This is a genomic window from Thioclava sp. F42-5, assembly GCF_002213195.1.
Lineage (GTDB): Bacteria > Pseudomonadota > Alphaproteobacteria > Rhodobacterales > Rhodobacteraceae > Thioclava > Thioclava nitratireducens.
Genome location: NZ_NBNZ01000003.1, coordinates 408,216 through 420,774 on the forward strand (window position 1 = coordinate 408,216; position 12,559 = coordinate 420,774).

14 protein-coding genes are annotated in these 12,559 nt (G+C 65.2%); 12 read left to right on the forward strand and 2 right to left on the reverse strand.

The window, feature by feature from the left end; all coding sequences use genetic code 11:
* Positions 1 to 120: 120 nt before the first annotated feature.
* The 12 genes from B6V74_RS11375 (at position 121) to B6V74_RS11420 (ending at position 11,164) form a co-directional block, all read left to right on the forward strand.
* Positions 121 to 1,035 carry a LysR family transcriptional regulator gene (locus B6V74_RS11375; RefSeq protein WP_075774923.1) on the forward strand — a complete coding sequence of 305 codons (915 nt, stop codon included), beginning with the start codon at positions 121 to 123 and terminating at the stop codon, positions 1,033 to 1,035.
* A gap of 234 nt (positions 1,036 to 1,269) precedes the next feature.
* A complete protein-coding gene (locus tag B6V74_RS11380) occupies positions 1,270 to 1,581 on the forward strand; it encodes a virulence factor (protein ID WP_088722831.1) in 312 nt (103 codons plus the stop codon).
* Positions 1,582 to 1,595: 14 nt separating this feature from the next.
* Positions 1,596 to 2,489 carry a 5,10-methylenetetrahydrofolate reductase gene (locus B6V74_RS11385; RefSeq protein ID WP_088722832.1) on the forward strand — a complete coding sequence of 298 codons (894 nt, stop codon included), beginning with the start codon at positions 1,596 to 1,598 and terminating at the stop codon, positions 2,487 to 2,489.
* Entirely contained in the window at positions 2,486 to 3,472 is a 987-nt protein-coding gene (locus tag B6V74_RS11390; RefSeq protein ID WP_075774926.1) for a methyltetrahydrofolate cobalamin methyltransferase, read from the forward strand. The genes B6V74_RS11385 and B6V74_RS11390 overlap by 4 nt, the downstream gene beginning before the upstream one ends.
* 370 nt (positions 3,473 to 3,842) lie before the next feature.
* Entirely contained in the window at positions 3,843 to 5,333 is a 1,491-nt protein-coding gene (locus B6V74_RS11395) for a DUF2927 domain-containing protein (protein ID WP_240497094.1), read from the forward strand.
* 52 nt (positions 5,334 to 5,385) lie between these two features.
* The gene (locus B6V74_RS18985; RefSeq protein WP_165756950.1) at positions 5,386 to 5,553 is read left to right on the forward strand and encodes a hypothetical protein; all 168 of its coding nucleotides are present in this window, start codon (positions 5,386 to 5,388) and stop codon (positions 5,551 to 5,553) included.
* Between the two features lie 13 nt (positions 5,554 to 5,566).
* Positions 5,567 to 6,748 (forward strand): VWA domain-containing protein, encoded by a 1,182-nt coding sequence (locus B6V74_RS11400; protein ID WP_088722833.1) that lies wholly within the window; start codon positions 5,567 to 5,569, stop codon positions 6,746 to 6,748.
* Entirely contained in the window at positions 6,745 to 7,119 is a 375-nt protein-coding gene (locus B6V74_RS18990; RefSeq protein WP_168184217.1) for a hypothetical protein, read from the forward strand. Before B6V74_RS11400 ends, B6V74_RS18990 begins: the two co-directional genes overlap by 4 nt.
* Positions 7,116 to 7,748 carry a DedA family protein gene (locus tag B6V74_RS11405; protein ID WP_075774929.1) on the forward strand — a complete coding sequence of 211 codons (633 nt, stop codon included), beginning with the start codon at positions 7,116 to 7,118 and terminating at the stop codon, positions 7,746 to 7,748. The genes B6V74_RS18990 and B6V74_RS11405 overlap by 4 nt, the downstream gene beginning before the upstream one ends.
* Positions 7,749 to 7,782: 34 nt before the next feature.
* Positions 7,783 to 8,475, forward strand: coding sequence for a M48 family metallopeptidase (locus B6V74_RS11410; protein ID WP_088722870.1), 693 nt, complete (start codon positions 7,783 to 7,785; stop codon positions 8,473 to 8,475).
* A gap of 56 nt (positions 8,476 to 8,531) precedes the next feature.
* Positions 8,532 to 9,794, forward strand: coding sequence for a hypothetical protein (locus B6V74_RS11415; protein WP_088722835.1), 1,263 nt, complete (start codon positions 8,532 to 8,534; stop codon positions 9,792 to 9,794).
* The gene (locus B6V74_RS11420) at positions 9,791 to 11,164 is read left to right on the forward strand and encodes a cytochrome P450 (RefSeq protein ID WP_088722836.1); all 1,374 of its coding nucleotides are present in this window, start codon (positions 9,791 to 9,793) and stop codon (positions 11,162 to 11,164) included. Before B6V74_RS11415 ends, B6V74_RS11420 begins: the two co-directional genes overlap by 4 nt.
* 10 nt (positions 11,165 to 11,174) lie before the next feature.
* Here the strand turns inward: B6V74_RS11420 and B6V74_RS11425 are convergent, their stop codons facing one another.
* The gene (locus B6V74_RS11425) at positions 11,175 to 11,849 is read right to left on the reverse strand and encodes an AAA family ATPase (protein WP_233243039.1); all 675 of its coding nucleotides are present in this window, start codon (positions 11,847 to 11,849) and stop codon (positions 11,175 to 11,177) included.
* Positions 11,849 to 12,466, reverse strand: coding sequence for a thiamine phosphate synthase (locus tag B6V74_RS11430; RefSeq protein WP_088722837.1), 618 nt, complete (start codon positions 12,464 to 12,466; stop codon positions 11,849 to 11,851). The genes B6V74_RS11425 and B6V74_RS11430 overlap by 1 nt, the downstream gene beginning before the upstream one ends.
* Between the last annotated feature and the right edge of the window lie 93 nt (positions 12,467 to 12,559).

The following is a 12,559-nucleotide window of genomic DNA, read 5'->3' on the forward strand; positions in this document are numbered from 1 at the left end:
GCCATGTGCAAAAGGCTAGGTGGGAAAATACGCGCGGCCATGCCACGTATCGCCAAACGCATGTGCAAGAATACCCATATAGCCCGTTTTTACGACACACGACTGCAAAAAGGACCGGCAATGAGCTTCGATTGGGACGATCTGCGATTCTTTCTTTCGGTGGCCCGGGCCGGGCGCCTGACCGTCGCGGCCCGCGCGATGGGCACCGATCATGCCACGGTATCACGCCGGGTCAAATCTTTGGAGACCCAGCTTGGCGCGCAATTGTTCGAGCGCAGCCCGCGCGGCTATGCGCTGTCGGAACATGGCGAGCGGCTTCTGGCGAAGGCCGAGCAGATCGAGAATGTCGCGGCACGCGTGCAGGACGAATTGTCGGGCACGCTCTATGCGCTGTCCGGCACGGTGCGGATCGGCGCGCCCGATGCGTTCGGGGCGTTCTTTCTCGCGCCGCGGCTGGCGGATTTCATCAAGGCCAATCCCGAGCTGGAGGCGCAGCTGGTCGCCACGCCGCGCCTGTTCTCGCTCTCGAAGCGCGAGGCGGATATCGCGATCACCCTGTCGCGCCCCGAAAAGGGGCGGCTCGTGTCGCGCAAGCTCACCGAATACACGCTGCATTTCTACGCCTCCCCCGACTACCTCGCCCGCAATTCGGCGATCAACCGCAAGGAGGACCTGCTGAAGCACCCGCTGGTCGGCTATATCCCGGAACTGATCTACACGCCGGAGCTGGATTACCTGTCGGTCATGCTGGGCGATCACACGCCGCGCCTGTCCTCGACCAATCTCTTCGCGCACAAGCAGGTGGCCGAGGCCGGACGCGGGATCGCGGTGCTGCCCGATTTCCTCGCCCGCCACTCGACGAAGCTGGTGCCGATCCTGCCCGACGAGATCGAGATTCGCCGCACCTTCTGGCTGGTCACTCATGAAGACCTGCACGAGATCGCCCGCGTCCGCGCCGCAATGCGCTTCATCGCCGAAGAGGTTTCCAAGAGCCGCGCCGAGTTCCTGCCCCGGATCACCGCCCTGTCGGATTGAACGGCGCGACGCGGCGGGCCGATTGGGTCAGCGATGGAGCGCGGTCGATTGAGCCGCGCTCATGATCTTGGCGCGGATTATTCCGATGCGCAGCGCTGGCCCAGGCCCCTGCCCGCCTGCTATCACCTGCCCCACAGTCACCGGCACGTCGCTCACCCGCGACGGAATGTCGAAAATCCACCGCGCCCGGCGTCGCTTTCGGGCAATTCTGGCCCCACGAGGAGAGAGATTCGCATGGCACAGATCACCTTGGTCTATTGGCGCGACATCCCGGCCCAGATCATCGCGGGCAAGGGACGCCGTGGCGTCAAGAAACCACTGCCCGAACGGTTCGAGCAGGCGATCGACCGCGCGGCCATGAAGATCGGCGCCCGCGACAGCGACGCCTATCTGGCCGAGTGGCGCAAGGTGGCTTCGGGTGAAGAGCCCGGCGACGATGCCGAGGCGGCCGAGGCCGCGCTGGCGCGTATCCTCTCTGACTACGACGACGCGCGGTTGCGCGCGTTGATTGCCAATGACGGCTGGAACCCCCAGCCCGACGCGTAAGGGAGAATAGGCGCATGGCTCTTGTGAATTTCCGCCGCGAGGCTGCGAAACCGGTCCGCCCGCCGGTGAACGCCAATATGGTGGCCCTGCTGGACGGCGCCTCGGTCGAGGTCATGCCGCGCACCGCCGCGAAGGTGGAAAGCTTCGCGCCTTTGTTCGCGAAAGGCTCCCGCGTCTATATCGCCCATATCGACGGCACGCCCTTCGAGGAAATGCTCGCCACGGCCAAGCGGCTGCGCGAAGAGGGTTTCCAGCCGATGCCGCACTTCCCGGCGCGCATCATCCGCGACGAAGCGCAGCTCAATGACTGGGTCTCACGCTACCGTGGCGAAGCAGGTGTGGAGCAGGCGCTGCTGCTGGGCGGCGGCGTGGCCGAGCCGAAGGGCGACTTCCACTGCGCCATGCAGATGATCGAAACCGGCGCCTTCGACGGCTTCGCCCGTCTTCATGTCGCCGGCCACCCCGAGGGCAACCGCGACATCGATCCCAATGGCGGCGAGGCAGAGGTGATGGCCGCGCTGAAGCTCAAGCAGGATTTCGCGAACCGCACCGATGCGGATATGGCGATCGCCACGCAATTCGCCTTCGAGGCCGGTCCGATCCGCGACTGGGCCAAGCGTCTCGAGGCCAACGGCATCGAAATGCCGGTCCATCTGGGCATCGCGGGCCCCGCGAAACTGCAGACGCTGCTGAAGTTCGCCATCGCCTGCGGCGTCGGCCCCTCGCTGAAAGTGCTGCAAAAGCGCGCCCGCGACGTGACGAAGCTGCTGCTGCCCTTCGAGCCGACCGAATTGCTGACCGATCTGGCCGCCGATCGCCCGTCGAATATCGAAGCCGTGCATTTCTTCCCGCTGGGCGGTATCACTGCCACAGCCAATTGGATCGCCGAACAGAGAGGCCATGAATGACCCGCACCGTCCTTGAGTCCAAAACCAAAACCGTCGTGATCGGCTTTGACGAGCCCTTCTGCGTCATCGGTGAGCGGATCAACCCCACCGGCCGCAAGAAGCTGGCCGCCGAGCTCGAGCAAGGCGATTTCTCGACCGTCGAGAAAGACGCGCTCGAGCAGGTCGCCTGCGGCGCCACGGTTCTGGACATCAATTCGGGCGCGGTGTTCTCGAACAAGATGGCCGAAGACCCGCGCTATGCGGATAACAACTTCGTCGAACCCTCGCTGATGCGCGACCTGATCAACTGCGTGCAGGGCGTGATCGACGTGCCGCTGTGCATCGACAGCTCGGTCCCGGCGGCGTTGGAGGCGGGTCTCGAAGCCGCCGAAGGCCGTCCGCTTCTGAACTCGGTGACGGGCGAGGAAGAGCGTCTGGAACTGGTTCTGCCGCTGGTGAAGAAATACAACGTGCCGGTCGTCGCGATCTCGAACGACGACACCGGGATTTCCGAAGATCCCGACGTGCGTTTCGCCGTGGCCAAGAAGATCGTCGAGCGCGCCGCCGATTTCGGCATCCCCGCGCATGACATCGTCGTCGATCCGCTGGTGATGCCGGTAGGCGCGATGGCCTCCGCGGGCCGTCAGGTCTTCACGCTGGTCAACCGCCTGCGCGACGAGCTGGGCGTGAACACCACCTGCGGCGCGTCGAACATCTCCTTCGGCCTTCCGAACCGCCACGGGATCAACGGGGCCTATCTGCCGATGGCGATCGGCGCCGGCATGACCTCGGCGATCATGAACCCGGTGCGCAATCAGGAGATGGAGGCGATCCGCGCCGCCAACCTGCTGATGAACCACGACCCGAACGGGATGGAGTGGATCCGCCTGTCGAAGACGCTCGACGCGATGAAAGAAGGCGGCATCAGCTTCGCCGAAGCCTCGGCAGCCGCGGCCACCTCCTCCGCCGGTGGGCGTCGTGGCGGGCGCCGTCGCCGCGCCTGATCCGACCCACGAAGACAGTCGAACGCCCGGGCTTGCTCCGGGCGTTTCGCATTTTGCGCATCGCGTTTCTTCCACTCCGGATTTGAGGCCTTACCTGCGGATATTGTTGCGCAAACCGGCACAAATCGTCCGCAGTTCCACGACAATGGCGGTTATCACGGCGCGATTCGCGGAGTCGTAATCAATCAGAGCTCCCGCGCACAGAAGCCGTCTCATTCAGCATATTGCAGCCTCAGCCGCGCTGCGGACCGGCGGGATATCGCCGCTTCGCGCCCTGGGGCTCGAAAATTCCGATTGTAAGGCAAAGATTTACTGGCAGGGCTTAAACCCGTATGTGTACCTTGCGGCATCGAACTGGGAACACGCTGCCATGCGCTTAGCATTCAAACTGCTCAGCGCGGCCTCTCTGGCGCCTGCGCACCTTGAGACGGCATCGCGCACCGGCTTGTTGAAAGCCTCGTCCCCCGGACGCGCTGCGGCGCGGGCGGGCATGCTCGCCGCGCTGATCGTCGCGGGCGGTCTAGCCGCCTGCTCGACCAACAGCCCCGAGGTGACGACGACCCGTGGCACGGCCCAACTTCTCGATCTCTCCGCGCCCGATCTGGCGCCAGGGCTCGAGACCGCTCCCCCGTCTGAGCGGCTGCCCGATAACAGCCATCTGGGCGCCGACTTCATGGAGCTCAGCTTTTTCCTCGAATCCGGGCGCGCGCTGCCGCGCTTCACCCGGTTCGAAGGTCCCGTCTCGATCACGCTCGCCGGCAACGCCCCGCCCGTCGCGCAGACCGAACTGGGTCATCTGGTCCACCGGCTGCAGACCGAGGCGGGGCTGAACGTGTCGACCGAACCGGGCAATGCCAACACGATCTCTGTGCAATTCGTTCCCCAACGGCAGATGCGGCGCGAGGTTCCGAATGTCGCCTGTTTCGTGGTGCCCAATGTCGAAAGCTGGACGGATTACCGCAACTCGCATGGCGACGAGGCCAGCGATTGGGCCAAGCTGACGCAGCGCCATTCCGCCACCGTGTTCATCCCCGCCGCCTCGACCCCGCAGGAGATCCGCGATTGCCTGCATGAGGAGGTCAGCCAGGCGCTCGGGCCGGTGAACGATCTCTACCGCCTGCCCGATACGGTCTGGAACGACGACAATTTCCACACCGTGCTGACCAAGTTCGACATGACGATCCTGCGGGCCTATTACGACCCGGCGCTGCACACCGGCATGAGCCCCGACGAAGTGCGCGCGGCCCTGCCCGCGATCCTGTCGAAGATCCACCCGTCGGGCGGCCAGATGCGCACCCTGCCCGCCGATCCGACACCGCGCACCTATGTGAAGGCGATCACCACCGCGCTCGGTCAAGGCGCGAGCGACAAGCGCCGTCGTGCCGCCGCCGAACGCGCCACGAAGATCGCCACCAGCCGGGGCTGGCATGACAGCCGCGCGGCGTTTGCGTGGTTCGCGGTCGGGCGGCTGACGATGAAGACCGATCCCGAGAAAGCCGTCGCGGCCTACAAGAAGGCAGGCCGGATCTACCGCGCAACGCCGGGCGCGGAAATTCAGGCCGCCCATATCGATATGCAGCTTGCGGCCTACGCACTTGGCACGGGCCGCGCGCAGGAGGCGGTGACGCTGGTGAACCGCGCGCTGGCCTCCGATGTCTCGACCGAGAACGCCTCGCTGATGGCCACGCTCTACATGATCCGCGCCGAAGCCTATGGCCAGCTTGGTGATGCTACGCAGGAACATCAGGCTCGTCTCGACATGCAGCAATGGGCGCGCTATGGATTTGGCTCGGACGCGGCGGTGACACGCCGCGCGAAAGAGGTGGCGGCCCTCGCCAATGCGGGCGCTCGCGTGAACTGACCGCAAAAGGCGGTCCGGGCGCGCCCGGACCAAGACCGCAAGGGGGCGCAGCATGTATGTTCTGGCAGGGGTGGTGATCGGGCTGATCTGGGGCGACTGGAAGGCCCGCAAACGCGGCGGCAACAAGCTCGACCGGGCGCAATATGCCGCCGTTCACGCGATCGGGCTGGCGCTGGTGGGCCTCTTCGTCACCGTGATCATCAACCGCATCTGGGCATAATCGGAGGGCGGAGATGTTCCTGCCATTCTTCGATGCTCTGCGGCGCGGCGGTGTCCCCGTCTCTCTGCGCGAATATCTGAGCTTTCTCGAAGGGCTGGCCGCGGGGCTTTGCACCTACGACATCGACGGGTTCTACTATTTCGCCCGCGCCGCGATGGTGAAGGACGAACGCTTCCTCGACCGGTTCGACCGCGCGTTCTCCGAGGCCTTCTCGGGGCTGGAGACGATCACGCCGGATGATGTGCTCAACGCCGTCGATCTGCCCGAGGAATGGCTGCGCAAGCAGCTTGAGAAACACCTAACAGACGAAGAAAAAGCGCAGATCGAGGCGCTCGGCGGGTTCGACAACCTGATGGAAACGCTGAAAAAGCGGCTCGAGGAGCAGAAAGGCCGCCATCAGGGCGGCAGCAAATGGATCGGCACGGGGGGCACCTCGCCCTTCGGCGCTTATGGCTACAATCCGGAAGGCGTCCGCATCGGCCAGAAGGAAAGCCGTCACCAGCGCGCCGTGAAGGTCTGGGACAAGCGCGAGTTTCGCGATTTCGACGACACGGTGGAGCTGGGCACCCGCAACATCAAGGTGGCGCTCAAGCGCCTGCGCCAATGGGCGCGGCACGGCGCGAACGAGGAACTGGACCTGCCCGGCACGATCCGCGCCTCGGCCGAAGCGGGCTATATCGACGTCAAAACCCGACCCGAGCGGCACAATGCGGTAAAGGTGGTTCTTTTCCTCGATGTGGGCGGCTCGATGGACGCCCATGTGCAACTGGTCGAAGAGCTGTTCTCGGCGGCCAAATCCGAGTTCAAGCATCTCGAGCACTGGTATTTCCACAATTGCCTCTACGAGGGCGTCTGGAAATCGAACAAGCGTCGCTGGAACGAGGCGACGCCGACCTGGGACGTGCTCCATCGCTACGGGCCCGATTACAAATGCATCTTCGTGGGCGACGCCTCGATGTCGCCCTATGAGATCACCCATCGCGGCGGCGCAAACGAACATTGGAACGACGAAGCGGGCCACGTCTGGCTGACACGCGCGCGCGAGCAATGGCTCGATCACACATGGCTCAACCCGATCCCGGAACGCAGCTGGGGTTATACGCCGTCGATCGAGATCATCCGCGAGATTTTCGAGAACCGAATGCATCCGCTGACCCTCGAAGGGATCACCGCGGCGATGAAGGAACTCGGATGAACCGGCTGCGCTACCTCTGGGGGCATCACAAGATCGCCTCGCTGGGCTTTATCCTCGCGGTCGCGCTGTCGCTGTTCTTCGGCGCAAGGTTCGTCTCGCGCGCGATCTACTGGTCGGACCCCGCCCATCTGCATCAAAGCCCCGAGGAATGGATGACGCCTGGCTATATCGCGCGCAGCTGGCATCTGAAGATCGAGGAAGTCGACGCGATCCTCGGCATCGAGGACGGCCACGCGCTGGTCGGCGACGGACGCCCGACGCTGGAACGTATCGCGAAGGCCAAGGGCGAGCCGCTGCAGAACCTGATGCGCAAACTCTCTCTCGGCCTGCCGAAGACGATCGCCGACAAAGAAGCGCGACCGCCGCAATGAGTTTCTCCGACCTCTCAGATTGGCTGCTCGCGCAGGTGCCGCTCTATGGGCCTTGGCTGTTAGGTCTGACGACCTTCCTGAGCTGCCTCGCGATCCCGGTCCCCTCCTCGCTGATGATGATCGCGAGCGGAGCCTTCGTGGCCTCGGGCGATCTGGACCTCGCGACGGTCGCGGGCGCAGCCTTCACCGGTGCGATCCTCGGCGATCAGCTGGGCTTTCAGCTCGGCCGCCGGGCCGAGCGGTTCCTGCCGCAGCCCGGCACCAGACGCGGCGCCCTGGTGGACAAGGCGATGGCGGCCCTGCGCAGGCGCGGCGCGGTCACGGTGTTCTTCACCCGCTGGATGTTCTCCGCGCTCGGCCCTTGGGTGAACCTCGCAGCCGGCGCCTCGGGCTTTGCGCATCGGCGTTTCACGCTGGCCGATCTGGCGGGCGAAGCGGTCTGGGTCACCGCCTATGTGGGCCTCGGCATCACTTTCGGGGCCAATCTGGACGCGGCCGCCGAACTTGCGGGCAACGCGCTGGGGCTGTTGGGCGCGGGTGCGGCCGCCTTCGCCTTCGGCTGGTGGCTCTGGCACGCGGCCAAGCGCGCGCCCAAAGCCCCCCATCCGACGCCTGATCACGACGCTTGATCACGGGCCCGCGAGCCGCCATATCCATCCCATGTTGTTCCGCCTTCTCCCGATCCTGCTGCTGGTCCTCTACGGCTTCGCCATGTGGCATTTCTCGACCTGGCAACTCAAACGCCAGCTGAACGGGAATTCGCGCCGGTTGCGCGACAGCAAGCTGGAGCCCTATCTCGACCGGCTCGCCGCCGCGCTCGAAGTCTCGGAAATCCCCGTCCATGTCTACCAGATCGAACCGGTCAACGGCCTCGCCGCCCCCGATGGCCGCGTCTTCATCACCGAAGGCTTCATGCGCAAATATCGCAACCGCGAAGTCTCGGCCGAGGAGCTGACCTCGGTGATCGCGCATGAGTTGGGCCATGTCGCCTTGGGCCATTCGCGCCGCCGCATGATCGACTTCTCGGGTCAGAACGCCCTGCGCGCCGTGCTGATGACAGTGCTTGGCCGCTTCATCCCCTTCATCGGTCCGTGGATCGCCAATCTGATCACCGCCGCACTCGCCGCCCGCCTCAGCCAGCGCGACGAGTTCGAGGCCGATGAATTCGCCTCCGCACTGATGATCAAGGCTGGCTTCGGCACCGCGCCGCAGGTCTCGCTTTTCCACAAGCTCGATGCGCTGACGAAGAACGCGGGCCAGACCACGCCCGCCTGGCTGCTGACCCACCCCAAGACCGAAAAGCGCATCGCCGCGATCGAGGCGAACCAGTTGCGCTGGTCACGCGCAGAGCGCTGATTTTCCTTACTTTCGCCGCGCAGGGCCGCTAATCTGCCCGCGAGGAAGGGCAGCGAATGACAAGCGGGTCTAAAGGGCGGGTGCACAGGCGCCGGGTGTTCTACATTCCGGGCTACGACCCGATTCACCCCCGCCGCTACCGCGAGCTCTACCGCAAGGAAGGCGCAGACCAGGCCCGCATCTCGGGCTATGAGATCGCGCTGGCGCCCAAGCGCGCAGGCGGCCCCTATGGCTGGCACGTCACCTCCACCCAGGACGGCGCAGAGGTCGAGGCCGATGTCGAAGTGCTCGTCTGGTCCGATATCGTGCGCTCATCGATGGGCAAATCGATCCCCGCGACCTACGCGCAACTGATCCGCACCGCATGGGCCTATATCGCCTCCGGCGCGCTGTTCCGGCTGATGAGGCTGCGCAAAGGCCCGGTGATCGCCGCGCTCTACCCGATCGTGGCACTGATCGTGCAGGCGCTGATCGGGTTCGGCCTTGGCTGGGCTACGGCAGCACTCGCATTGACGCGCCTTCCCGGCTTCCCGCTCGACTGGCTCGCAGGCCTCATTCTCGGCGCCGCGATCCTCGCCCTCACCCTGCGCTGGTTCCGAGGCAAAGACGGCAAGCTCTTCGCCTATTACCTGATGCATGACTACGCCTTCACCGCACGCTGGGGCGGCGCGAACCCGCCAGAGCTGGAAGCGCGCATGGCCGAGTTCGCGACCCGCATCGAAGACGCCATGCGAGAGGACTGGGATGAAGTCCTGATCGTCGGCCATTCCTCGGGCGCCCATCTCGCCGTCTCGATCCTCGCCGACCTGATCCGCGAGAACCGCCTCCCCAGTTCGGGCTTGTCGAAATATCCCGGGGGTCCTGGGGCAGCGCCCCCGGCGCTCGCCTTCCTCTCGCTCGGTCAGGTCATCCCGATGGTCAGCTACCTCCCCCGCGCCACCCGCCTGCGCGCAGATCTGCAGTTCCTCGCCACGCGGCCCGAGCTGTTCTGGCTCGACGTCACCGCGCCGGGCGATGGCTGCGCCTTCGCGCTCTGCGATCCGGTTGCGGTCTCGGGCGTGGCCCCGGAGGGCCAGATCCACCCGCTGGTGATCTCCGCCGCCTTCACCCAGACTCTCAGCCCTGCACGTTGGAAAGACCTCCGCTGGCGCTTCTTCCGGCTGCATTTCCAATACCTCTGCGCCTTCGACCGGCCAAGGGATTACGACTATTTCCGCATCACCGCCGGACCGCTGACCCTGGCCGAACGCTTCCACGGTCGCCCGCCATCGAAAAGCCGGATCACGACGCCCGCGAACCGGTTCTCGAGCGTCACATGAGCCGGCCCTCCCGCCTACCCCCGAAACCGACCCCGCGCCCGGATCGCGTCTCGCTCTGGCGTTATTTCCGGCTGTTCAAATCCGACATTCTCTCCGCCCAGCCCGCGCGCCTCTATCGCGCGTGGATGGCGGAGTTCCGCACGCCGTTCTTCCGCTCCTACATGTGCAACGACCCCGATCTGGTCGATCTGGTGCTCAACAAACGCCCGATGGCTTTCCCGAAATCCGACCGAGTGCGCGAGGGGCTGAAACCGCTTCTCCGCGAGAGCGTCTTCATCACCAATGGCGAACAATGGCAGCGCCAGCGCCGGATCATCGACCCGGCCTTCGAGGGCGGCAAGCTGCGCGAGACATTCCCGGCGATGTGGGCAGCGGGCGAGGCTTGCGTCGAACGGCTGAAGATGAAGACCGACGCCGAACCGATTGATATTGAAACGGAAACCTCCCACGTCGCGGCCGATATCATCTTTCGCACCCTATTCTCGATCCCGATCGAGGATGAGACCGCCAGCGCCGTCTTCGCAGCCTTCAAGCGCCATCAGCGCGCCTCTCCGGTGGTCAATCTTGGCGCGCTGCTGCCGCTGCCGCGCTGGTTTCCGCGCTTTCATGCGCGCGAGACGAAGCGCACGGCCGCCCATATCCGCGCGCTGATCAAGCGGCTGACGACAGAGCGCGCCGCCCGGATCGCCACCGGCACCGCGCCCGACGATCTGGCGACCAAGATCATGACCACCGCCGATCCCGAAACCGGCGAGACCTTCGACACCGCCGAGATGGTCGATCAGGTCGCGATCTTCTTTCTTGCGGGCCACGAGACTTCGGCTTCGGCGCTGGCATGGGCGCTCTATCTGCTGGCGACGCATCCGGAATGGCAGGACCGAGTGGCCGAAGAGGCAACGACCGCACTGGCAGAAAGTCACAACTTTTCCGTGCTTTCCAAGCTGAAGTTGAACCGCGCCACATTCCGTGAGGCGATGCGGCTTTACCCGCCAGTGCCGATGTTCGTGCGCGAGGCGACCTGCCCGGAAACCTTCCGCAAGCGCGACGTCAAACCGGGCAGTCAGGTGGTCATCTCACCGTGGCACCTGCATCGCCACGAACGGCTATGGGACAATCCCGACGGGTTCGACCCGTGCCGCTGGGAGACCGAGAACGGCAAGTCCTGCCAGCGCCGCGCCTATATCCCGTTCTCCTCGGGCGCGCGGGTCTGCCCAGGTGCAGGCTTCGCGATGGCAGAGGGGCCGCTTCTGCTCGCGATGCTGCTGCGGGCGTTTCGGTTCGAGGCTGTCGAGGGCCGCGAACCGGTCCCTGTCGCGCATCTGACGGTGCGCGGCAAGGACGGGATTTATCTCAGGATTTCCATGCGTTGAGACGCGAAGCTCAGTCCCGCACGACCAGATCGGCGGCGCGGCTCTCGCGCGTGATGGTGCGGCCATTGGGCAAGTCGTTTTCCTCGACGCGGCGGCGCGTCTCGGCCAGATCGCAGCCCTGATCGCGCCAGCGTTGAGTCAGCCGCTCGCGCAGCACCTGTTCAGGCAGATCGATGCGGATCGTAAGATCGAAGAGCGGATAGAGATCGCTCCAACCGGGCCGCGTCAGCAGCAGGTAATTGCCCTCGACGATCAGGTATTTCGCCGAGCCCGGCACGTTTGCACCGCCCGGAACGGTGGCGTCCAGATCGCGGTCGAAGGTCGGCACCGCCTCGTCCTGACGGCTCGATTTCAGCCGTGCAAGAAGTTGTGAAAACCCCTCCGTATCAAATGTTTCCGGTGCGCCCTTCACGTTACGCAGGCCGCGTGCGTCGAGCCAGTCATTGTCGCGGTGAAACCCGTCCATCGCGACAATCGCCGATTGCTCTCCGAGCGCCTCGGCGAGTTCATGCGCGAGATGCGACTTGCCCGCACCGGGGCCGCCGACGAGCCCGATCAGCAGCCGCTCGCCCGGAAGCTGGCGGATATGCGAGGCCAGATCGGCGCGCGGCACCTGCAGCTCGCTCTCCATGAAGGCCCCGTAATCGCCCATCGGGCCGTCGCTATCGCCGAGCCAATCCGGCATCACGACATCGCCTTGATGAACCGTCCCAAAGCTACGGCCGGGTCGTCTTCGCGCCAGACCTCGTCGCCGAAGGCGAACCAGTCGGTGACGGGGGCGAATTTCGTGACCAATTCCTCGGTCAGCGCGCCTTCGGCCACCACCGGGACTTCGATCACTTCCGACCACCAGGCGAACAGCTCGTGCTCGGCGGGTTCGGCCGTCCCCAGATTGGTCTCGCCGATCGGGCCGAAGCAGACATAGTCGGCCCCCGCCTCGCCCGCGTTCATCCCCTCATGGCGGGAATTGCCGCAGAAACTGCCGACGATCGCGTCGTCGCCCAGCTCCTTGCGGCCATAGCGAATCTGCTTCGCGCCATCGATGAAATGCACCCCGTCGAGCCCGTGGCGTTCAACGAGGGCGACATGGGATTCGATGACCAGAGCCACGTCGCGGGCATGGGCCACTTCGCGCATCGCGTCGGCGATCCGACCGATCTCGTATTCGTCGCGGCTGGCGAGCGACAGGCGGATGCAGGCGATCTCATGCGCATCGAGCACCGAGGCCAGTTTCGGCGCGAATTCCTCGGCGTCGAAAGCGGGCGGCGTGATCAGGTAAATCTGCGGGCGGTCTTCGGCCATGGGCAGGCTCCTTTGCGGGTCTTGGGCGCCTATTAACGCAAGCGGCGCGGCCTTGCCAGTGCCAGCTTGCGCGACTAGGAGAGGCGCGAAAGG

Bases quoted from the DNA above. Each gene is read 5' to 3' on its own strand.
- B6V74_RS11375 (WP_075774923.1), top strand. From the start codon at position 121: ATGAGCTTCGATTGGGACGATCTGCGATTCTTTCTTTCGGTGGCCCGG.
- B6V74_RS11380 (WP_088722831.1), top strand. From the start codon at position 1,270: ATGGCACAGATCACCTTGGTCTATTGGCGCGACATCCCGGCCCAGATC.
- B6V74_RS11385 (WP_088722832.1), top strand. From the start codon at position 1,596: ATGGCTCTTGTGAATTTCCGCCGCGAGGCTGCGAAACCGGTCCGCCCG.
- B6V74_RS11390 (WP_075774926.1), top strand. From the start codon at position 2,486: ATGACCCGCACCGTCCTTGAGTCCAAAACCAAAACCGTCGTGATCGGC.
- B6V74_RS11395 (WP_240497094.1), top strand. From the start codon at position 3,843: ATGCGCTTAGCATTCAAACTGCTCAGCGCGGCCTCTCTGGCGCCTGCG.
- B6V74_RS18985 (WP_165756950.1), top strand. From the start codon at position 5,386: ATGTATGTTCTGGCAGGGGTGGTGATCGGGCTGATCTGGGGCGACTGG.
- B6V74_RS11400 (WP_088722833.1), top strand. From the start codon at position 5,567: ATGTTCCTGCCATTCTTCGATGCTCTGCGGCGCGGCGGTGTCCCCGTC.
- B6V74_RS18990 (WP_168184217.1), top strand. From the start codon at position 6,745: ATGAACCGGCTGCGCTACCTCTGGGGGCATCACAAGATCGCCTCGCTG.
- B6V74_RS11405 (WP_075774929.1), top strand. From the start codon at position 7,116: ATGAGTTTCTCCGACCTCTCAGATTGGCTGCTCGCGCAGGTGCCGCTC.
- B6V74_RS11415 (WP_088722835.1), top strand. From the start codon at position 8,532: ATGACAAGCGGGTCTAAAGGGCGGGTGCACAGGCGCCGGGTGTTCTAC.
- B6V74_RS11420 (WP_088722836.1), top strand. From the start codon at position 9,791: ATGAGCCGGCCCTCCCGCCTACCCCCGAAACCGACCCCGCGCCCGGAT.
- B6V74_RS11425 (WP_233243039.1), bottom strand. From the start codon at position 11,849: ATGCCGGATTGGCTCGGCGATAGCGACGGCCCGATGGGCGATTACGGG.
- B6V74_RS11430 (WP_088722837.1), bottom strand. From the start codon at position 12,466: ATGGCCGAAGACCGCCCGCAGATTTACCTGATCACGCCGCCCGCTTTC.